The 20,145-nt window shown below is 72.4% G+C and carries 16 protein-coding genes and 2 pseudogenes; 12 read left to right on the top strand and 6 right to left on the bottom strand.

All coding sequences use genetic code 11. From position 1 onward, the window contains the following. Nucleotides 1-606: 606 nt before the first annotated feature. Together pgm and ACP4IX_RS03270 are read left to right on the top strand one after the other, a co-directional pair. Nucleotides 607-2,247 (top strand): phosphoglucomutase (alpha-D-glucose-1,6-bisphosphate-dependent), encoded by a 1,641-nt coding sequence (gene pgm, locus ACP4IX_RS03275; RefSeq protein WP_426554704.1) that lies wholly within the window; start codon nucleotides 607-609, stop codon nucleotides 2,245-2,247. A gap of 395 nt (nucleotides 2,248-2,642) precedes the next feature. Continuing rightward, nucleotides 2,643-3,095, top strand: a pseudogene (locus ACP4IX_RS03270) (ATP-binding protein); the annotation flags it as partial. A 79-nt stretch (nucleotides 3,096-3,174) separates the two neighbouring features. Here ACP4IX_RS03270 and ACP4IX_RS03265 read toward each other — a convergent pair. Continuing rightward, a pseudogene (locus ACP4IX_RS03265) lies at nucleotides 3,175-3,725 on the bottom strand (GNAT family N-acetyltransferase). 77 nt (nucleotides 3,726-3,802) lie between these two features. Then, the gene (locus ACP4IX_RS03260; protein WP_426520084.1) at nucleotides 3,803-4,498 is read right to left on the bottom strand and encodes a hypothetical protein; all 696 of its coding nucleotides are present in this window, start codon (nucleotides 4,496-4,498) and stop codon (nucleotides 3,803-3,805) included. A gap of 130 nt (nucleotides 4,499-4,628) precedes the next feature. On the opposite strand from ACP4IX_RS03260, the gene ACP4IX_RS03255 reads away from it, so the two are divergent. From ACP4IX_RS03255 to ACP4IX_RS03240, 4 genes are all read left to right on the top strand, one after another. Further along, entirely contained in the window at nucleotides 4,629-6,524 is a 1,896-nt protein-coding gene (locus ACP4IX_RS03255) for a SpoIIE family protein phosphatase (RefSeq protein ID WP_426554703.1), read from the top strand. 252 nt (nucleotides 6,525-6,776) lie between these two features. Further along, nucleotides 6,777-7,340: a hypothetical protein gene (locus ACP4IX_RS03250; RefSeq protein WP_426554701.1), complete on the top strand. Its 564-nt coding sequence runs from the start codon at nucleotides 6,777-6,779 to the stop codon at nucleotides 7,338-7,340. A 108-nt stretch (nucleotides 7,341-7,448) separates the two neighbouring features. Then, nucleotides 7,449-8,147: a class F sortase gene (locus tag ACP4IX_RS03245; protein WP_426554700.1), complete on the top strand. Its 699-nt coding sequence runs from the start codon at nucleotides 7,449-7,451 to the stop codon at nucleotides 8,145-8,147. Between the two features lie 255 nt (nucleotides 8,148-8,402). Further along, nucleotides 8,403-9,560: a SchA/CurD-like domain-containing protein gene (locus ACP4IX_RS03240; protein ID WP_426520092.1), complete on the top strand. Its 1,158-nt coding sequence runs from the start codon at nucleotides 8,403-8,405 to the stop codon at nucleotides 9,558-9,560. Between the two features lie 85 nt (nucleotides 9,561-9,645). Here ACP4IX_RS03240 and ACP4IX_RS03235 read toward each other — a convergent pair whose 3' ends face one another. Continuing rightward, nucleotides 9,646-10,674 (bottom strand): methyltransferase, encoded by a 1,029-nt coding sequence (locus ACP4IX_RS03235; protein WP_426554699.1) that lies wholly within the window; start codon nucleotides 10,672-10,674, stop codon nucleotides 9,646-9,648. Between the two features lie 59 nt (nucleotides 10,675-10,733). After that, on the bottom strand, nucleotides 10,734-11,804 hold the full coding sequence (locus tag ACP4IX_RS03230) for a right-handed parallel beta-helix repeat-containing protein (protein WP_426520096.1): 1,071 nt from the start codon (nucleotides 11,802-11,804) through the stop codon (nucleotides 10,734-10,736). Nucleotides 11,805-11,946: 142 nt separating this feature from the next. Here ACP4IX_RS03230 and ACP4IX_RS03225 point away from each other — a divergent pair, with 142 nt between their 5' ends. From ACP4IX_RS03225 to ACP4IX_RS03200, 6 genes are all read left to right on the top strand, one after another. After that, nucleotides 11,947-12,744, top strand: a complete 798-nt coding sequence (locus ACP4IX_RS03225; RefSeq protein ID WP_426554698.1) for a restriction endonuclease — start codon at nucleotides 11,947-11,949, stop codon at nucleotides 12,742-12,744. Between the two features lie 77 nt (nucleotides 12,745-12,821). Beyond that, complete coding sequence (locus ACP4IX_RS03220) at nucleotides 12,822-13,358, top strand: cysteine hydrolase family protein (RefSeq protein WP_426520100.1); 537 nt, start codon at nucleotides 12,822-12,824, stop codon at nucleotides 13,356-13,358. Between the two features lies 1 nt (nucleotide 13,359). Then, entirely contained in the window at nucleotides 13,360-13,758 is a 399-nt protein-coding gene (locus ACP4IX_RS03215) for a VOC family protein (protein WP_426554697.1), read from the top strand. Nucleotides 13,759-14,221: 463 nt separating this feature from the next. Next, nucleotides 14,222-15,712, top strand: a complete 1,491-nt coding sequence (locus tag ACP4IX_RS03210; protein ID WP_426554696.1) for an MFS transporter — start codon at nucleotides 14,222-14,224, stop codon at nucleotides 15,710-15,712. A gap of 313 nt (nucleotides 15,713-16,025) precedes the next feature. Next, nucleotides 16,026-16,358 (top strand): transglycosylase family protein, encoded by a 333-nt coding sequence (locus ACP4IX_RS03205; RefSeq protein ID WP_426520106.1) that lies wholly within the window; start codon nucleotides 16,026-16,028, stop codon nucleotides 16,356-16,358. A gap of 87 nt (nucleotides 16,359-16,445) precedes the next feature. Beyond that, on the top strand, nucleotides 16,446-17,315 hold the full coding sequence (locus ACP4IX_RS03200; protein ID WP_426554763.1) for an oxygenase MpaB family protein: 870 nt from the start codon (nucleotides 16,446-16,448) through the stop codon (nucleotides 17,313-17,315). Between the two features lie 45 nt (nucleotides 17,316-17,360). On the opposite strand, the gene ACP4IX_RS03195 is transcribed toward ACP4IX_RS03200, so the two are convergent. Then, a complete protein-coding gene (locus ACP4IX_RS03195; RefSeq protein ID WP_426520108.1) occupies nucleotides 17,361-18,326 on the bottom strand; it encodes a YihY/virulence factor BrkB family protein in 966 nt (321 codons plus the stop codon). Nucleotides 18,327-19,201: 875 nt separating this feature from the next. After that, on the bottom strand, nucleotides 19,202-20,038 hold the full coding sequence (locus ACP4IX_RS03190; protein WP_426520112.1) for an ABC transporter ATP-binding protein: 837 nt from the start codon (nucleotides 20,036-20,038) through the stop codon (nucleotides 19,202-19,204). Nucleotides 20,039-20,145 lie beyond the last annotated feature (107 nt).

Here is a 20,145-nt window from a genome sequence, read left to right as displayed (position 1 = left end):
CGTCGCCCGGCCCGTCGGCCGACCCGGCCCGCCGAGACCGTGGACCCGGGCTCGCGGCGGGCCGCCGATCGACGATCCTGACGCGGCCGTTCTCGCCTCACCGGAACTGCGCCGGCAGACCGATCGCCGGCCCAGTACGCCGTGGTCACCGGCTGTGCCGTGAACCACCTCGTCAGCCTGCGTCCGTTCGCCGCCCGGCGAACGGACGCGACCGTGCGGCATCGGCTCCTCATGTTCCCGCTGTCACCGCCGGCCGGACTGCGGCGGCTGACGGTGCTCCGGCCCTTGTACGTCTGCGCCATGGCCGGCCGCCGGCCGGACGGTACCCGGGGTACCGGGGAACGCGCGGCGTTACGTGCCGCTCCCGCCCTGTGAGCCGGGTTTCCACGGCGTGAGAACACGGTGCGACGGAGGCGGACACCGTGCTGCCCCGGCCCGCGTCCGTCGGTCAGCCGGCGGTCAGGGGCCGGCCCGCTCAGGTGCGCCGCCACCGCCCGGGGCACGACGTCCACCCCGGACCTCGGCCGGAACGTCCGGCACCGCTCCCCGGACAGGGGAAGATGGGACCGCGAGGAAAGTCCCGACCGATGCGGAGGAGTGGGCGCAATGCAGCATGACCGAGCCGGGAAGCCGGCCGGCCCCGAGGACCTGATCGACGTCGCCCGGCTGGTGACGGCGTACTACGCCCTGCACCCGGACCCGGCGGAGCCCGGGCAGCGCGTGGCCTTCGGCACGTCCGGGCACCGCGGATCGTCCCTGGCGGCGGCGTTCAACGACGACCACATCGCCGCCACCAGCCAGGCCATCTGCGAATACCGCGCCGCACAGGGCACCGACGGTCCGCTGTTCCTGGGCGCCGACACGCACGCCCTGTCCGAGCCCGCGAGGATCACCGCGCTGGAGGTGTTCGCCGCCAACGACGTGGCCGTCCTCATCGACACCGCGGACGGCTACACCCCCACCCCGGCGGTCTCGCACGCCATCCTCACCCACAACCGCGGCCGTGCCTCGGGCCTCGCCGACGGTGTGGTCGTCACCCCCTCGCACAACCCGCCCGCCGACGGCGGGTTCAAGTACAACCCGCCGAACGGCGGCCCAGCCGGCTCGGACGCCACCTCCTGGATCCAGGACCGGGCCAACGAGATCATCACGGCCGGCCTGAAGGACGTACGGCGCATCCCCTACGCCCGGGCGCTCGCCGCGCCCGGCACCGGCCGCCACGACTTCCTCGGCGCCTACGTCTCGGACCTGCCGAGCGTCCTGGACCTCGACGCGATCCGCTCGGCGGGCGTGCGCATCGGTGCCGACCCGCTGGGCGGCGCCTCCGTCGCGTACTGGGGCCGGATCGCCGAAGAGCACCGCCTCGACCTGACCGTCGTCAACCCGCTCACCGACCCCACCTGGCGCTTCATGACGCTGGACTGGGACGGCAAGATCCGCATGGACTGCTCGTCGCCGCACGCGATGGCCTCGCTCATCGAGCAGCGCGACCGCTTCACCATCGCGACCGGCAACGACGCGGACGCCGACCGGCACGGCATCGTCACCCCGGACGCCGGGCTGATGAACCCCAACCACTACCTCGCGACCGCCATCGCCTACCTCTACGCCCACCGCACCGAGTGGCCCGCCGATGCCGGCGTCGGCAAGACGCTGGTGTCCTCCGGCATGATCGACCGGGTCGCCGCCGATCTCGGCCGGCGGCTGGTCGAAGTACCCGTGGGCTTCAAGTGGTTCGTGGACGGGCTGGTCGGCGGCACGCTCGGCTTCGGTGGTGAGGAGTCCGCCGGGGCGTCCTTCCTGCGCCGGGACGGCTCGGTGTGGACCACGGACAAGGACGGCATCATCCTGGCGCTGCTCGCCTCCGAGATCACCGCCGTCACCGGCAGGACGCCCTCCGAGCACTACGCCGCCCTCACCGCACGCTTCGGCGAACCCGCCTACGCCCGCATCGACGCCCCGGCGAGCCGCGAGGAGAAGGCCCGCCTGGCCAAGCTGTCCCCGGCCCAGGTCACCGCCGACACGCTCGCCGGGGAGCCGGTCACCGCCGTGCTCACCGAGGCACCGGGCAACGGCGCGTCCATCGGCGGGATCAAGGTGACCACCGAGAACGCCTGGTTCGCGGCCCGCCCCTCCGGCACCGAGGACGTCTACAAGATCTACGGGGAGTCGTTCCTCGGGGCGGACCACCTCCGGCAGGTGCAGGAGGAGGCCAAGCACGTCGTCCTCGGCGCGCTGGGCGGCTGACGCCGTACCGGCACCTCCTCCCCCGCACCGGACCCCGGGCCGGTCGGCGACGACCGGCCCGGGGGAGTGCCGCGGTCAGCCCGCCGATCTCCTCACCGCCGACCGCCACCTGGAAGGGGCGACGCGCGGCTCCCCGGTCGTCCGGACACCGTGCCGAGCGAACAGACGGCCGAGGACGACGTCGGCGTCGGTCTCCAGGAGGGCGATGTGCGCCCGCGACGGCTGAGGGTCCACCGGGACGCACCGGGCTTCCTCCGCCCCGTACCGCGCTCGGCGAGCGACCGAGTGAGGAGACCACGGACTCCTCGTGATCGCACGGCCGTCCTCTGATGTTTCCCGCGTTTCGGGGTAGACGGGCTGCGTAACGGTCAAGGCTCAGGAAGAGGGCGGATCGGATGGACGGGGCTGCCCACAACGGGGGCCGGCTCAGAAGTGAGCTGGTCAGGATTTCGGCGGAGTACGAGGGCAGGCCCGGCGACATCGCCCGGGGCCGGGAGCTGGCCCGGCGGTTTCTGGCACGGGTGCGGGCGGTACGGGGCCTTCCGGTGTCCGACCGCGCGACGGACCTGGTGCAACTGGTGGTCAGCGAGCTGCTGACGAACGCCTGCAAATACGCGCCCGGACCCGCGTCGGTCGATCTGGAGCTGGCCGAGGACCGGGTGGAGGTCACGGTGTGGGACAGCGACCCGGCGCTGCCGGTGGCCGAGAAGGCGGACCCGGGCCGGATCGGCCGGCACGGGCTGGAGATAGTCATGGCCGTCTGCCAGAGCTTCGAGGTGCGCCGGGAGCCGGTCGGCAAGCGCATGCGGGCCGCGGTGCGGCTCGCCGACGACATCGACGGCACAGCCCCGGCCGCCCGGCCTGAGTCCGGCACGGCGGAACCAACGACACCGCCGCTGTACGCGACGGCCGGCCGGCCACCCGTACCTACCGTCCGGCGGGCCGTCGGTCCCCGGCCCGGAGGCGGTGGACCACGCTGCGGCGCAGTGGCCCCTCGGGCACGCCCGGGTCGTCGAAGTCGTCGGCCGGGTCGCGGGTCATGCCGGTGCGGCGCATCACGGCCTGCGAGCGGAGGTTGGTGGCCGTCGTCACCGCGAGGACCTCCGACAGTCCGATGTCCCGGAAGGCGTGGGAAACCACGGCCCGCGCGGCCTCGGTGGCATAACCGCGCCCCAGGCCGGCCGGGCCGGCCGCCGGTCCGCCTCCGCTCCGGTGAACGGCAGGCCGTCCTCCACGGGGTCGAGCCCGGTGAACCCGACGAACTCGCCGGTGGCGACGGCCTCCACCGCCCACCGTCCCCAGCCCCGTCGCACGAGGTCGGCCTGGAAGCGGGCCACGGACGCCTCGCTCTGCTCACGGGTGCGAACCCCGGGGAAGTACTCGCGGACCACCGGGTCGGCGTTCATGGCCGCCCACGGGGCCAGGTCGGCAGTCCGCCACTCGCGGAGCAGGGGACGATCCGTTCTGAGTCCGGACATCACGCCAACCTACGGGGAGCCGACCGGCGGAGCGACCGATCAGGCGGAGCGGCCTGCTTGCTCACCGGCTCACCGGCTCACCGCAGCGTGTCCTGCGCGTCGATCACCTCGTCCGCCTTCGGCGGCTGGATGTCCAGCGGCTCGTCGAAACCGGCGAAGGACGTGGTCGTGTCGTACTCGGCACCCTTGTAGACCGCCCGGAGCAGATAGGGCTTGCCCTCCGTGGCGACGTAGAAGGTGTACGTCCCGCCCCGGTCCTCCTTGTCGGTCACGGTCAGCTCGACGGCCTCCCGGTCGCCGACGCGGGTGTTCTTCCCCTTCTTCGCCGTACCGAAGGACTCGAAGGGCCGGGTGCAGGAGGAGAGCCCGTCACCGGACTGCGCCGCGCCGACGGGCGTTCTCACCCACAGCCGCTGCTCGCCGGTGACGCTGCCAGGCTTCCGCTTCTCCAGGTAGGCGCCATCGGGACGGACGTAGTCGGTATCGCCCATCCGGATCTGGTCGAGGGTGCCGCCCTGGGAGAACGTGGTCCTGGCGGTGCACCGGCTGTCGAGGTCGGTCACGAGCCGGACGGTGACCGTACCGCCCTCGGCCGCGGTGCTGGTGGAGTCGACCCGCACGGACTTCAGCCCCCGCATCACGGCGTTGGCGTCCTCGAGCATGTCGTCGGCGGACTTGTCCCCGCCCGATTCGCCGCCGCAGCCCGCCACGAGGGCCCCGGCCAGCAGACAGGTCAGCAAGGCCGACACCGTGGTCGTGGTCTTCGTCCGCACGCAACCCTCCAGGTACAAGATCAGCACCGGGAGCCTACCCGACCTCCCCCCTTCGGCCCGCCGGAGCGGTTCACCACCGCCCTCTGAGGGAACCTGGCGGGATGGACGGCATCGGAAGGCTGTGAGGGCCGTGACATCACGCTGGGCGGGCTCCCGGAAGGGCGACGGGCCAGGAGCCGGGAATGCGGGCGGCTCCCCGGCACCCGACTTCGCCCGCGCCGTCCTGGACGCCCTCGGCGCCGGCGTCCTCACCCTCGATCCGTCCGCGCGCATCACCTCGGTCAACCCCTGGGCCGAGCGCCTGCTGGGCCGGTCGGCGCGGGACATGATCGGACACGACGCGCACGACCTGCTGCACCGGCACGCCGACGGCAGCCCCGTGCCGCGCGAACGGTGCGTGCTGCGCAACCCCCTGCACGGGGTTTCCTACGAGGAGGGCAGCGAGGAGTACTTCCTGCGGGCGGACGGCACCACGGTACCGATCATCTGGGCGGCCACTCCACTGGTCGGAGAGGGCCGGCCGGAAGGGCTGGTGCTCGTCTTCCACGACTTCAGCCTGCACCGCAGCGCCACCGAGGAGACCGAGGCGCGCACCACCGCCCTGGAGAACCTCACCGCCCAGCTGCACCTGGTGGCCGAGATCTCCACGGTCCTGATCCCCACCGAGCACACCTCCGCCACGATCCGCCGGCTCCTGCGGCTGCTGGTGCCGGAACTGGGCCAGTGGGCCGCGGTCGACGTCTACCCGGGGCACTCGGATGTCCTGGACCGGGTCGATGTCCGCAGCAGCACGCACCCGCACCGGACGGGACGGCTGAGGGGGCGGGTGACCCCGCTGCCGGACCCCGCCCGCGCCGCGCTGACCCGGCTGGTCAACGGTGACCACCCCGTCCCGCTGAGCGCCGAGGACCTCCTGCACGACCCGCAGAACCCCCTCGCCGCCACCCACCGGGTGCTGTTCGAACGGCTCGGCGGGCACTCGGCCGTGGTCGTCCCGCTCCGCACCCGGCAACGCTCGTACGGGATGCTGACCGTGGCGCGCGCGGGGGACCGTCCCGCCCCCACCGAGGGCGAGGTCGCCCTGCTGGCCGACATCGGCCGCCGCGTCGGACTGGTCCTGGACAACGCCCGGCTCTACCACGAGCAGCAGAACGTCGCCGAGACCATGCAGCGCCAGCTGCTGACCCCCCTCCCACAGGTCGACCACGTCCGCATGGCGGCCCGGTACTGGCCCGCCGAGAGCGCCATGGAGGTCGGCGGCGACTGGTACGACGCCTTTCTCCTCGCCGACGGGGTCATGGCCCTGGTGATCGGGGACGTGGTGGGACACGACCTCCAGGCCGCCGCCCACATGGCCGAGGTCCGCAACATGCTGCGCGCCCTCGCCTGGGACCACCAGGAGCCGCCCAGTGTGATCATGCGGCGTCTCGACGAGGCCGTGACCAACACCAGCGACGCCCCCATGGCCACGCTCGTCTTCGCCCGTGTCGAAGGCCCCGAAGGCGGCCCCTGGCGGTTCCACTGGGTGAACGCCGGACACCCGCCGCCCCTGCTGATCACGCGGGAGGGGGAGACCCGTTTCCTGGAGGGCGGCCACGGCCCGCTCATCGGCATGAGCGCCACCCTGCGTCTCGGTCTGAGCTGGCCCGACGCACGTGAGGAACTCCCGCCGGAGAGCATCCTCCTGCTCTACACCGACGGCCTGGTGGAGAGCCGTGACCGCCCGATCGACCTCGGCATGGCCAAGCTCCGCCACCACGCCGGTGTCCTGGCCGGCCGGCTGGAGGGGCGGACCATCGACGAGTTCTGCGACGAACTGCTCGCCCGCATCACGCCCCGCGGCGACGACGTCGCCCTGCTCGCCCTGCGTCTGCCCGCCGCCGGTGTCGGCGCCCCGGGGGACACCGCACCGCCCCCACCGCCCCAGGCCGCGCACAGCGAGGCCACCCCCGACCGGGCCGCGCCCGGTTCACGCCGCCAGCAGCCCGAGGTGACGGATCCGACAGACGTCGATCCGAAGGAGTAGGGACCGCTCGCCGCCCGGTGCGCGTCCGGCGGCGTGCCGCGTGCGGGAGTGGCGCGGGTGTGCGTACCACTGCCGGGTGACGCCGGGGGCGTCCCTCCCACCCGCCCGGGGGCCGCGGACCGGCGGGCGTTCACCCGGCTGAGCGCCTTGAGTGGTGCGATCCACGGAGTTGGCTGACGGTGATTCACGTCGGGGCCGGGTCACCTCAGCTGACGAAGCACCAGCTGCCCGGTCGTGACGGAAGGAATTCCGATGCGCTCAGCTCGCATGCTCCTGACCACGGCGGCGGCCTCGGCCGTCCTCGTCCTCGGTGCTCCCGGCGCCTACGCGGCGGTCGGAGGTGACTGGGACCACGACGACACCTCCCACAGCAAGGAGCACGACGACGCCTCCCACAAGAAGGACGACGACGCCTCCTACGGCAAGGGCGACGACGAGGCTTCCCACGGCAAGGGCGACGACGAGGCCTCCCACGGCAAGGGCGACGACGAAACTTCCCACAGCAAGGAGCACGACAACGGCGGCAAGTACGACGAACCGCGCGGCGGCATGCACACGGGTGGCGGTGCGCTGACCCTGGTGAAGGAGGGCGACTGGGAGGGTGGCTCCAAGGAGGGCTCGGACAGCCACAAGCAGGACGACGGTGAGAAGTCCTGGGGCGGCGGTGAGCACGAGAAGCCGCGCGGCGGCATGCACACCGGAGGCGGCGGGCTGGACGCGCCGACCACGACCGCGGGCGGGCTGGCCGTCCTGGCCGTCGCCGGGACCGGTCTGTACGCCGTCCGTCGCAGGAAGTCGGCAAACGGGGTGGCGTGAGCCATGCCGGGCGCGATAGCAGCCGGGCCGCCACCCAGGCACCGTGTGTGGCGGCCCGGCTCGCTCCCTCCCCTCCTGTCCGCCCGTGCCTCAGTGAGGTGGTCCTCGATGCCAGTCCCCCCGTCTTCCCCCGCCGACGACGAGCCGGCGCCGACCGCGTCCCGCAGCATGACGGTGCTGTGCGCCGTGGCCCTCCTGGTCCTGGCGATGAACCTGGTCGGCGGCAACGACACGCCGACCGACTCCATGCGTCCCCCGGTCGCCGCGCAGCCCGGCGTGTCGGCCCCGCCCGCCGCAGCCGGCCAGGCGGGGGCGGACACGGCCACGGACACGGACACGGACGCGGACACGGACCTTCCGCGCTCCAAGCCGGTACGCCTGCTCATCCCGGAGATCTCCGTCGACGCCCCCTTCACCGACCTCGCCATCGGCGCGAACGGGCAGCTCCAGGCCCCGCCGCCCGACGACACCAACCTCGTCGGCTGGTACGCCAAGGGCGCCTCTCCCGGAGAGAAGGGGACCTCGATCATCGCCGGACACGTGGACACGAAAACGTCCGCGGCCGTCTTCGCGTACCTCGGCCAACTGGACGAGGGAGACGTCTTCCACGTCGAGAGAGCCGACGGACGCACGGCGTCCTTCGAGGTCGACGGCCTGGAGACGTTCGACAAGGACGACTTCCCCAGTGAGCGCGTGTACGGCGACGCGGACCGGGCCGAGGCACGGCTCATCACCTGCGCGGGCGACTACGACCGCAAGGCGAAGGACTACACCGAGAACCTGGTGGTCTTCGCCCACCTCACCTGAGTTGCCTACGGCACCTGAGTTGCCTACGACCGAGTTCCGTCGACCGAGTTCCGTAGAGCGAGTTCCGCACGACCGAGTTCCGCACGACCGAGTTCCGTACGACCGAGTCCCGCAAGCCGTCCCGGTACCGCCGGTCACCCGCGCAGTGCACACGAGTCGCGGGCCCGCGGGGCCGGGCACAGGATCGAGGCACGCTTGCGTCGCATCACTGCGGCCGACGTTCCGTTCCGCCCCAGCGAAGGAGATGTGCGCAGGATGACCACTACGTCCACCCCTGCTCCGAAACCGCTGACGCGACAGGTGTCGCACCATGTCTCCCAGTCCGTGTTCGACGGCTCCAGACTCCGGGTCGTCCTGCTGGTGGAGGTCTACGACGGAGCCCAGCAGCAGTTCCTGGGCACGTACGAGCAACTGCGCAGCCATGTCGAGTCCGTTCCCGGGCACCTCGGCGAGCAGTTGTGCCAGTCCATCGAGAACCCCTCGCAGTGGCTGATCACCAGTGAGTGGGAGAGCGCCCCGCCGTTCCTGGACTGGGTGAGCAGCGAGGAGCACGTGCGGATGGTGAAGCCGCTGCACGACTGCGTCCGGGACACCAGGTCACTCCGCTTCCACGTGGTGCGCGAGACGAGCCACCGGGCTGAGGGTGCCGAGACCGCCCGGGGCGGGCTCCAGGCGGCACCTCGCGTCGGTGACGGCGTGATCCGGCACGCCCTCACCTTCACGGTGAAACCGGGCAGCGAGGAAGCGGTCGCCAAGATCCTCGCCGACTACGCCGCGCCCGAGCTGCGGGTCGACGATTCCACGCGGCTGTGCCGTACCTCCCTGTTCCTGCACGGCAACCGGGTGGTGCGGGCCATCGAGGTGCGCGGCGACCTGCTGGCGGCCCTGCGGCACGTGGCCCAGCAGCCCGAGGTGCGGGCCGTCGAGGAGGCCATCAACCCGTATCTGGAGCAGGACCGCGACCTCGGCGACCCGGAGTCCGCCCGGATGTTCTACGCGCGGGCGGCGCTGCCCGCCGTCCACCACGTGACCGCGGGGGAGGAGGACCCGGCTGCACGGCGGCACGCGTTGTCGTACCCGGCCCGGCCGGGCTGCGGCATGCGGCTTGCCCGGCTGCTGGCCGAGCGCGACGAGGCGGCGGCGGACGACCCGAACAGCCCGGTCCTGTGCAGCACGATCTTCCAGCGCGACGACATCGTGGTGCGGCTGGTCGACGTACGCGGCGGGCTGGACGCCGCCGGCCCGGCGGTGTCCATCGGCCTCCGGGACGCCGGCCAGGTGGCCGAGCTGACCACGCTCCTGGACGGCCCGGCCGCCGCGGACGCCTGCGCACCGGCGGGCGATGACCTCGCCCGCGCTCTCGAGGCGGCCCGCATGGAGCTCGTCACCGACCGTCGCTCGCCCGGCGCCTGACCCCCCTCCGACGGCGTCCACGTGTCGGCCGCCGGACCGCGACGTGCGCGGGCCGGCGGCCGAGGTGCCGTGTCTCCCGGTCGGTTCACCGGGGCACGGTGCAGTCGAACGCGTGCAGGTAGGGGTTGACGGGTCGGATGTCGTCGATGACGAGGCCCGCTTCGGTCAGCCGGCCGACCATGCTGTCGGTGGTGTGCTTCGCGCCGCCGACGTTGAGGAGCAGCAGCAGGTCCATGGCGGTGCTGAACCGCATCGAGGGCGTGTCGTCGACGAGGTTCTCGATGACCACGACCCGTGCCCCTGGCCCGCCCGCCGCCATGACGTTGCGCAGCGCTCGGGCGGTGCTGTCGTCGTCCCACTCCAGGATGTTCTTGAGGATGTACACGTCGGCGCGGACGGGGACGGTCACCCGGCAGTCGCCCGGCACCACGCGTACCCGGTCCGCGAGCTCTCCGCCCTCGCGCAGCCGAGGGTCGGCGTTCTCCACGACGAGCGGCAGATCGAGCAGGGTGCCGTGCAGCGCGGGGTACTTCTCCAGCAGGCTCGCCACCACGTGCCCCTGGCCGCCGCCGATGTCCGCGACCGAGGCGGCGCCCGACAGGTCGAGGCGGGCCGCGACGTCCTGGGCCGACTGGCGGCTGGACGTCGTCATGGCCCGGTTGAAGACCTCGGCCGACTCGGGTGCGTCCTCGTTGAGGTAGGTGAAGAACTCCTTGCCGTACAGGTCCTCGACGACGTTGCGGCCGGTACGCACCGCCTCGTCCAGCTGAGGCCACGCGTCCCAGGTCCACGGCTCCGTGCACCACAGCGTGATGTGGCGCAGGCTGTGCGGATCGTCCTCGCGCAGCAGCAGGGACATGTCGGTGTGCGCGAACCTGCCGTCCTCGCCCTCGGCGAAGACGCCGTAGCAGGTCAGAGTGCGCAGCAGCCGGCGCAGCGGCCCGGGCTCGGTCTTCACCGAGGCCGCGAGGTCCTCCACGGCCCCGGGGGTGTCACCGAGCGCGTCGGCGACCCCGAGCCGGGCGGCCGCGCGGAGGGCGGCGGCACATGCCGCCCCGAACACGAGCTCCCTCAGCCGCATGGGCGGGGGCGGGGCACTCTGTGCGGTCGTCATGTGCCGCTTTCCTTCCTGCTTCGGCCCGCGTCGGTCCACGGGTGGCTACGGCCGGTCGGTCAGCACAGCCCCGCGGGCTTGGAGGCCCCGCAGGTGTTGGCTTCGAAGGTGTTGCTCTTGGCGGCCTTCCCGGTCTCGGCGTTGACGAGGTCGGCGGGGGAGTTGTCACGCAGCCTGTTGCCGTTGATCTCGTTCTTCTCGCCGGTGACACCCACGAAGCTCTTGAACAGGACGATGCCGCCCGACATCGGGGACGTGCCGGAGTTGCCCTCGACCATGTTGTCCGCGACCAGGACCTTCTCGGTGCCGGTCAGGACGATGCCGGAGCCCTGGAGCGCGTCCAGCCGGTCGGTTTTGGGACAGGACCTGTTGTTGCGCACGACGTGGTTGTCGCGCACGACCAGGTCGCCGGCCTTGGGCTTGTTCTCGTCGCCGACGACGAACACGCCCGCGCAGTTGCCGCTGATGTAGTTGTCCGCGACGGCGAGGTTGCGCAGGCGGCGGACGGTGACACCGATCCGGTTGCCCTCGACCCGGTTGTGCACGACGACCGTGCCCTCGGTGTCCGCGGCGCCTTCCTCGGCCGTGACGGTGTTGGCGAGGAAGATACCCGCGTCGCCGTTGTCGCGGGCGATGTTCTCCCGGAAGGTGCCGTGCACCGACCGTTCCTGGGCGATGCCCCAGACGCCGTTCTTCTCCGCCGTCACGTTCCGCACGGTGAGCCCGTCGGTGGCCATGGAGAACAGTCCGGTGCGCTTGAAGCCGGTCACCGTCAGGTTGGCGATGGTGACGCCCTTGACGTTCTTGTCCTTCGTCCCGGTCACGCAGATGCCGTTGCCGTCCTCGGCACAGGTGTTGCCGGTGGCCTTCTCCGTGCTCGGCTTGACGACCGTGCTGCGGCCCACGCCCCGCAGGGTGAGCCCGGACGTGCTCACCTCGACGCTCTCGTGGTAGGTGCCGGGGGTGACGAGAACGGTGTCGCCCGGCTCGGCGGCGTCCACCGCCTTCTGGATCGATTCGCCGGGGTGGACCACGTGGGTCGTGTGGTCGGCGGATGCCGGAGCCGCGCCGAGCCCCGTTCCGATCATCGCTGCGGTGCACACCAGGTACACGACATGGCATTTCTTCATATTCTGCACGTTATGCCCGAAAGATTCACACGCGGGATGGATGAGCCATCCGACGGCGTGTCATGAACGGACGGTGAACCGGTGGTTCGCGGGCAGACGGCGTAAGTGATCGACATGCCGGCCGCAGGGAGGAACGACCATCGTGACCGTGTCCCAACACCGCACCCGCTCGAGACGCTCCGGGCGCCGCTTCGACCTCCGGGCGACGGCCATGTTCTTCGGTCTCGCCGCTGTCGGCCTGATCATCGGGGGGTGGGTCGTGCGGACGGCGTTCGACGTCGCGGAGCGGCGTCCCGCCTGGGCCGTCGTCCTGGTACTCGGGGCAGTGGTGGCAGGCGTCGTCTGTTGGCGCGGGCGCTCAGGGTTCTCCGCCTCCCGGCTGGCGCGCCGCACCACCGGGGCGTTGGAGGAGGCCACGGCGACAGCCCTGGACGCGCTGGAGGAGCGGCGGACGGCCGCGCCGACGGCCGAGGCGCACGGCGTCGAGGAGCCCGCCGCGGTCGCGGCCGTCGACCACGAGGCGCTGAGCCCCGACGAGTTCGAGCAGGTGATAGCCGATCTCTGCGTACGGGACGGCTGCGCCGAGGTGGAGGTCGTGGGCAAAGCGGGCGACCTCGGCGCGGATGTGGTGGCGCTGGCTCCCGACGGCCGGCGCGTCGTCATCCAGTGCAAGCGCTACGGCCCCGACAACAAGGTCGGCTCCCAGGAGCTCCAGCGCTTCGGCGGTACCTGTTTCACCGTCCACGAGGCCGACATCGCGGTCCTCGTCACCAGCAGCGACTTCACCGCACCGGCCGTCGAGTACGCCGAGCGGTGCGCCATAGTCTGCGTGAACGAGGAGCGGCTGCGTGCATGGAACGAGGGCCGGGGACCGGCGCCCTGGGCACTGAGTCCCCTCGCAGGGGAAGGGACAACACCGTCGGGCCGGGCCCTCGGGTGAGCTTCCCGCGGACTCCTCGGCCCGCCGTCCGCCGGCAAAGAGCGGTTTTCCCGCCGCCCGGTGGCAACCTGGGCTGCATGGGCAAGACCGCGCTGATCGTCATCGACATGATCAACACCTACGATCACGAGGACGCCGACTCGCTGATCCCCTCTGTGGAATCCGTGCTGCCGGCGCAGACCGGCCTGCTGGAGCGGGCGCGGCGACAGGGCGTCCCCGTGATCTACGTCAACGACAACTTCGGTGAATGGCGCTCGCACCACGGCGAGATCCTCGACAAGGCTCTCTCGGGACCGCACGCCCGGCTCGTCGAGCCGCTGCGGCCCGACGAAGCCTCCCTCTTCGTGGTCAAGGCACGCCACTCGATCTTCTTCGAGACCCCGTTGACGTACCTGCTGCACCAGCAGGGCATCGACCGGCTCGTGCTGTGCGGGCAGGTGACCGAACAGTGCGTGCTCTACTCGGCGCTCGACGCCCACATCCGCCACCTGCAAGTCATCGTCCCGCGCGACGCGGTCGCCCATATCCACGCCGACCTCGCGGATGCCGCGCTGCGCATGATGCAGCGGAACATGGGCGCCCGGGTGTGCGACAGCGGCGAATTGTGGACGTGAGGTGATCCTCCGCGGGTACGCCACGCCGGCGCGCGGACACCCGGCCTGCGCCGGCGGCACGGCCCTCGGCCTTCTCGCCGGTATCCCCGTCGGCGCCTGCGCGGCGGCCCCGGCCCGGTACGAGCGGCTTCCGGGAGCACCGCCGACGTTCGTCGCGAACGGCACGGAGGCCGGGTGGGAACTCGGGGAGCACCGGCCGCTGGGCGTCGAGCACCGGCCCGGTCGCGCCGGCCGCGCGACGCAGACCGCCTTCGTCGACGACCTCGACGCCCGCGTGGCCGCGATCGCCGAGCGCGGCCCGGAACCCGCGAGGAGGGAGGCCGGCCCGAACGGTGTGCGCGAGGCGGGACACCGGGGCCCGGGCGGGAACGAGATCGGGTTCGGCGGCGCACCCCGCTGACCGGCGTGCGCGCGTCGGGGCCCGTCCCGTGGGCTCCGCGGGCTGAGCACGGGCAGGACGAGCTGTGCGGCCGACGTGCGCGCGTCCTCGCCGTTCGCCGATGCGGCGTCGCCCCACCGTCGTCCGGCCCGCCACCGGACCAGTGGCGCGTGGCGGAGGTCGGGCAGACGCCCCGCGCTCACCGGCCTCCGCCGCTGCGGGGTGCGCCCCGGCCGGGGCCCCACCGAGGCGGGCGACCCGGCTCTGTCGGGCCCCGGCTGCGCCCCGCTCGGCACCTGCGTTCCCGCCCGCCTGCCGAACGCCGCCGGCTGCGCGGCCACCGCCGCACCGCGGGGTACCGCTCGACGAGACGGTCGTGGCCCGGTCCATGATCGGACCATCCGGTCCTGCACACCCGCGTCGCCCACCCGCGTCGCCCACCCGCGTCGCCCACCCGCGTCTCCCACCCGCATTGGAACCCGACATGCCGTCCGTGCGTACCACCCCGGCCCCCCTCCCCTGGTACCGCGAGGTCTCCAGGGAGAAATGGAAGTCCTTCTTCGCCGCCTGGATCGGCTACCTCCTCGACGGCTTCGACTTCGTCCTGATCACCCTCGTACTGACCGAGATCGCAGACGACTTCGGACTGTCGACCGTGGAGTCCGCGAGCCTGGTGTCCGGAGCCTTCATCACCCGCTGGCTCGGCGGCGCCGTGCTCGGCGCGCTCGGCGACCGCTTCGGCCGCAAGAGCGCCATGGTGGCCAGCATCCTGCTGTACTCGATCGGCACCTTCGCCTGCGGCTTCGCCTGGGACTACACCAGTCTGTTCACCGCGCGCCTCCTGATCGGCATGGGCATGGCCGGCGAGTACAGCGCCAGCGCCACCTACGTCCTGGAGAGCTGGCCCGTCCGGCTGCGCAACCGCGCCTCCGGGTTCCTCATCTCCGGCTTCTCACTGGGCGGCGTCCTGGCGGCGGAGGTCTACGAGCACGTGGTGCCGGGGCACGGCTGGCGCTGGCTCTTCTACATCGGCCTCCTCCCCGTGGTCGTCGCGCTGTGGGTGCGGCGCGCGCTGCCCGAGGCCGACGACTGGGAGGCGCGGGTGGGGGGTGCCGGTGAACGGCCGAACCCGTTCGGGCCGCTGTTCGCGGGCCGTCGCCGGGCGGTGGCCAACACCGTCCTCACGGTCGTCGCGACGGCGTCGCTCTTCGCGGTGTTCACCCCGTTCGGCACCGGGGCGGTGCCCGTCCTCTCCGTCGTGGCGGCGGCCTGTCTGGTGGCGTTCGCCGTGCAGCTGGGTGGGCGCAGGCGGTGGCTGCTGTTCGTCGCGCTCTGCGTCACCGTGTTCTGCGCCTTCCTCTACAGCTGGCCGGTCCAGGCTCTGCTGCCCACCTACCTCAAGACCGAGCTCGGCTTCACCCCCGAGCACGTCAGTGACGCGCTCTACTACGCCGGGTTCGGCACCATGGCGGGCTGCGTCGTCACCGGATTCCTCGGTGACCGGTTCGGCACGCGCAGGGCGTACGCCTGCACACTGCTGGTCGGCATCGCCTTCGTCTTCCCCGTCTTCGCGATCCGGGACAGCCGGGTCGGACTGGGCGTCCTGCTCTTCCTGATGCTGGCCTGCATGCAGGGCATCTCGGGGCTGCTGCCCAAGTTCATCGCCGGTCACTTCCCGACCGGGACCCGGGCCGCGTCCCTGGGCTTCACCTACAACGTCGGAGCACTGGGCGGCGCCGTAGCGCCGGTGCTGGGGGCCAGGCTGGCGTCGGCCATGTCCCTGGGCCAGTCGCTCGCGGTGCTGACGTTCTCACTGACCCTCGTAGTGATCCTGCTGATCGGCTTCGACGTCCCGAGCCGTCTCAACCGCCTCGTCGACCCGGAGGCCGTACCGGACTACCTCGCCGCCGAAGCGGTGACGGACGGCCCGCGTTCGCATACGGTCGGCGACGTGAGGCGAAGCGAGGCGATGTGAGGCGGGTGGCGGGCGGGGGACCGGTGCGTCTCCCGCGTGAGGGTCCCGTCGCCCCAGGGCCCCACGCGCCCCTCGGCGCCCACGAAGCGCCGTCGTCGCGTCGTGGAGCACGCCGAGTGCACCTGGGTGGCGGAGGGGCGTGCCGGTACAACACCCCAACGGCTCCGGCCGGTTGGTCCCACCGGGCCGTCCGTGTCGGGGGTGGTTCGTGTGCTCCGACTGGCGTAAGGCCGGGTGTCCGGCACGGCGGGCGGACGTCACGTGCTGTAACAGTCTATGTATGATCTGTAGACGAAAAGCTCATACGAGTGACGTGCGCAGTTCGCAGGGCCGCACGGTCCGGACCGCCGTCGTGCTCCTGTTCGCCGCGACCGCACTGGGCACGACCACCGAAGCGGCGGCCTCCCAGTCGGTCCCCCTGCGTACCGACTGGGACGCCATCGCCGCGTGCGAATCCGGCGGCGACTGGGACGCGAACACCGGCAACGGCTACTACGGGGGCCTGCAGTTCGCACCGTCGAGCTGGATCGCGGCGGGCGGCCTCGAGTACGCCCCGCGCGCGGACCTCGCCTCCCGCGCGGAGCAGATCGCCGTGGCCGAACGCCTGGCCCGTATCCAGGGGATGTCGGCCTGGGGCTGCTCCTGATGTTCCCGCCGGGCGGAGCGGGGCAGACGTAGTCCTATGTGAGCCACCCGGCCGCGGCAGGGGAAGGAGGGCTCGCCGGCCATGCGCATGCCTTCCGGAAACAGCTGTCCCGCCCCGCGCGCACGGCTCGGTGACCTGATCTTCTCCAGGGTCGCCGGGCCGGAGGGGGCGGAGAACCACGCCCGCATCCACGACACACCGGGCCCACGCTGGTTCGGACCCGAGCGGCCGATCAGACGGGTGCACGGGGACGCCTCGATGTTCATCGGCGGCCTTTCCGCCCTCCTGCTCCAGTCGCTCCACCCCCTGGCCATGGCGGCTGTGGCTGCGCACTCCGGATTCCGTGGCGACCCCTGGGGCCGGCTGCAGCGGACGAGCACCTTCCTGGCCGTCACCACCTATGGACCGGCCGACAGCGCACGGGAGGCGTGCGAGCGGGTACGGGCCGTGCACGACACCGTGCGCGGCACCACCTCCGAGGGCCGGGCCTACGCCGCCGCCGATCCGCACCTGCTGTGCTGGGTGCACATCGCCGAGGTCGACAGCTTCCTGCGGGCCCACCAGCGCTACGGAGCCCAGCCCCTGGACGACGACGGGTGCGACGCCTACGTGGCCGACACGGCGCGCATCGCCGTCGCGCTCGGCGTCCCGGACCCGCCCGTGGACCGTGCCGGACTCGTGGAGCGACTGGCCGCCTACCGCGGCGAACTGCACGCGACCGGTGAGGCGCGGAGCACCGCGCGGTTCCTGCTGCTGCGTCCGCCCGTGCCGCTGCTCGCCCGCCTCCCGTACGCGGTCATCGCCGCCAACGCGGTCTCGCTGCTGCCGGGCTGGGCCTCGCGCGCCCTGTGGCTGCCGCGGGTTCCGCCGGCGGAAGGCGTGTGCGTACGCCCGCTCGGCGTGGCCGTGACCGCGGGCATCCGCTGGGCGCTGACCCCGCCCCGCGCAGGGGCGTAGTCCCGGCGCCCGCGCCGGCCGGGCGCCCCGTGGACGCCGGCGACGTCAGGCACCCGGTCCGGGGTCCGGCTCTACGGGCGTACGGATACCGGCCCGGGCCGCTTCCAGCTGGGCGGCGAACGCGATGCCGAGGAAGAGCGCCACGGCGGTGAGGTTGGCCCACAACAGCAGTGCGATGAAGGCGGTGAGCGGACCGTAGACGGCACCGAAGGCGCCGCTCCGGCCGACGTACAGCGCGAGCAGCCAGGTCGCCGAGACCCACAGCACGAGGTGGACCGCCGACCCGAAGGCCAGCCAGGTGTAACCGGGCTGGTCGCGGCGGGGTGACCAGCGCAGGATCACCGCCGAGGCGACCCAGGCCAACAGCAGTCCCGCCGGCACCTGCAGCACGCCCCACCACCCGGTGCCGCCGTCCCGGTCACCGACCGAGCGGACCACGGCGTCCCCGACGGCCTCACCCGCGACGAGCACGAGGAACCCCAGCACCATGGGCAGCCCGGCGGTGAGCGCGAGCACCAGCGCCCTCGCGTACTTGCGGGGGAAGGGGCGGTCGCGCTCGATGCCGTAGATGCGGTTGGCGCCCCGCTCGATCTGGCCCATGGCCGAAGCGAGGTTGAGCACGGCGAACGCCAGGCCCAGCCACAGGGCGAGCGTGCTCCACGCGTCGCTGTCGCCGCTGCGCCGGGTGGACTCGAACGCCGTCTGGACGACGTCGGCACTGGCCCCCGGCACGATCCGGCCGAGGGTGAGCTCGATGACCCGGCCCACGGTCTCGGTGTGCACCGACGTGGCCAGACCGACGAGCGCGATGGTGAACGGGACCAGGCCGATCACCACCTGGAAGGCGAGGGCCCGCGCGTTGGTGAAGCCGTCCGCGTAGCGGAACCGGGTGAAGGCGTCGGTCAGCAGCCGCAGGCCGCCGTACCGGCGCAGGGCGGTCAGGGCTTCGTCGCCGGAGAGTTCTTCTCCGAGCATGTCCCGGGTCTGCGGGACGTGGACGGCGGTTCCCACGGTGTGGCTGCTCCTCGGCTCGGGCGGGCAGGCGGGCGGGTCGGGGGTCCACCCGTACGCATGCCCCGTCAACGAGGCGGCAGCGCGGACGGGACGCCCCCGCGCCTCGCCGGCATCACCGTGTTGACCGGGGTAACCCGTGGGCGTGCACGTGCGCGCCGCCTCCGCAGGACCCGTCTTCTCCGGACCGCGCACGGGCAGGCCCCCGGAGGGGGGAGCCGAGGGGCGGTCCCGGACGTTCAGTGGCCGATACGCCCGGGGCCGCCCCTGGCACCGCCACCGCCCGACGGGCTACGCGTCGGCCTCCCCCTTGTCCCGGCCGGCGAGTTCGTGCAGGCGGGCCAGTTCGGCGGCGTGCTCGCTCACCCGCACACCGATGAGCCCGTAGGTGAGGAGCACCGCACCCCCCCACGGAGACGGGAACCGAGAGGCCGAGCAGAGCCAGCGCCTCGGGCCAGTCCCGTTCGTCACCGCAGGGATCCTTGGACGGTCCCTCGTTCGCGGTCCCGTCATCGGTGAACAGGCGGGACTCGCACTCCACCGGGTTGGTCGCGTACGCGCGGTCGACTTCGTACGGGGTGGTGAGCAGTACGCCGCACCACACCCACAGCACTGCTGCCACGGCGAGCAGTCCGAGACCGAAGCTCGTTGTCCGGCGGCTGCGTTCACGGAACCGCATGTCGAATACTTGTGGATGCACGGGGGGGGGGGTGAACTTGGCAGCTGTGCGGCGAAGAACCGGTCCCCCCGCCGGGCCGCTCCTCGTGGGCTCCTCGCCGGGTGATGCCCCGGACGGTGCGAGCCAGGTCATGCGACGGCTTCGGTCGACCTTGTGAACGACTGTTGTCGTGACGGCACTTGTACGGGCGAGTCGCTCAACTCCGCACGGCCGCGACCGAGTAGGCGGACCAGCGGTCCCCGTGCCTGGCCACCGTGATGTCACGGCCGAAGCAGGTGGTCAGGAGGGAGTCGGTCAGGACGTCGGCCACGGGTCCCTGGGAGAGGATCCGGCCCTCGCGCAGCAGCAGGCTGTGGCTGACCGTCGGGAACAGCTCCTCCAGGTGGTGGGTGACCGTCACGGTGGCCAGCTGCGGACGACCCTCGGTGAGTCGGTGCATGGCCTCGACGAGGTCCTCGCGGGACGGCAGGTCCAGTGCGTTGAACGGCTCGTCCAGGAGCAGCAGGGCCGGGTCGGCCATCAGCGCCCTGGCGATGAGGACGCGGGCCCGCTGCCCGCCCGAGCAGACACCGTACGGCCGGTCCGCCAGCTCTTCGACGCCGAGTTCGGCCAGGAGTCCGCGGGCACGGAGCCGGACCCCGCCGTCGTACGTCCGCCACAGGGGCTGCACGGTGCCGCTGTGCCCGGTGAGTACGACCGCGTGGGCGGTGAGGTCCTGTGGCACCCGCTGGGCGGACGTGACATGGCCGATGTGCGTCCGCAGTTCGCGGACGTCCACCCGGCCGAGCCGGCTGCCGAGGACGTCGACGGTGCCGGTCGTGGGGTGCATGAGCGCGCCGAGCAGCCGCAGCAGGGTGGTCTTCCCGGCGCCGTTGGCCCCCAGGAGCGCCCAGTGCTCTCCCGGCCGGACCGTCCAGTCGATCCCGTCGAGGATCAACCGGTCCGACGTGTGGCGGCCGACGCTCACGTCCTGGAGCCGGAGCACGGCCGCCTCGTACTCGTCCGCCGGGGACTTGGCTGTCTGTCCGCCCATGCCGGGGCTCCTTCGCGCGGGACACCGATCGTTCACGGTGAACGATAGATGCATCCACCACGCGCTTGCCGGGCCGTCCGGTCCCTGGACGCCGGGCACCGGGAACG

Source organism: Streptomyces sp. WG5 (genome assembly GCF_049974565.1).
Classification (GTDB): Bacteria; Actinomycetota; Actinomycetes; order Streptomycetales; family Streptomycetaceae; genus Streptomyces.
This window is presented reverse-complemented; position numbering and strand designations above follow the sequence as displayed.

Coding starts and splice junctions, on each gene's coding strand:
- ACP4IX_RS03235 (WP_426554699.1), bottom strand. CDS start 10,674: ATGACGACCGCACAGAGTGCCCCGCCCCCGCCCATGCGGCTGAGGGAG.
- ACP4IX_RS03245 (WP_426554700.1), top strand. CDS start 7,449: ATGCCAGTCCCCCCGTCTTCCCCCGCCGACGACGAGCCGGCGCCGACC.
- ACP4IX_RS03200 (WP_426554763.1), top strand. CDS start 16,446: ATGCCTTCCGGAAACAGCTGTCCCGCCCCGCGCGCACGGCTCGGTGAC.
- ACP4IX_RS03190 (WP_426520112.1), bottom strand. CDS start 20,038: ATGGGCGGACAGACAGCCAAGTCCCCGGCGGACGAGTACGAGGCGGCC.
- ACP4IX_RS03250 (WP_426554701.1), top strand. CDS start 6,777: ATGCGCTCAGCTCGCATGCTCCTGACCACGGCGGCGGCCTCGGCCGTC.
- ACP4IX_RS03230 (WP_426520096.1), bottom strand. CDS start 11,804: ATGAAGAAATGCCATGTCGTGTACCTGGTGTGCACCGCAGCGATGATC.
- ACP4IX_RS03220 (WP_426520100.1), top strand. CDS start 12,822: ATGGGCAAGACCGCGCTGATCGTCATCGACATGATCAACACCTACGAT.
- ACP4IX_RS03210 (WP_426554696.1), top strand. CDS start 14,222: ATGCCGTCCGTGCGTACCACCCCGGCCCCCCTCCCCTGGTACCGCGAG.
- pgm (WP_426554704.1), top strand. CDS start 607: ATGCAGCATGACCGAGCCGGGAAGCCGGCCGGCCCCGAGGACCTGATC.
- ACP4IX_RS03240 (WP_426520092.1), top strand. CDS start 8,403: ATGACCACTACGTCCACCCCTGCTCCGAAACCGCTGACGCGACAGGTG.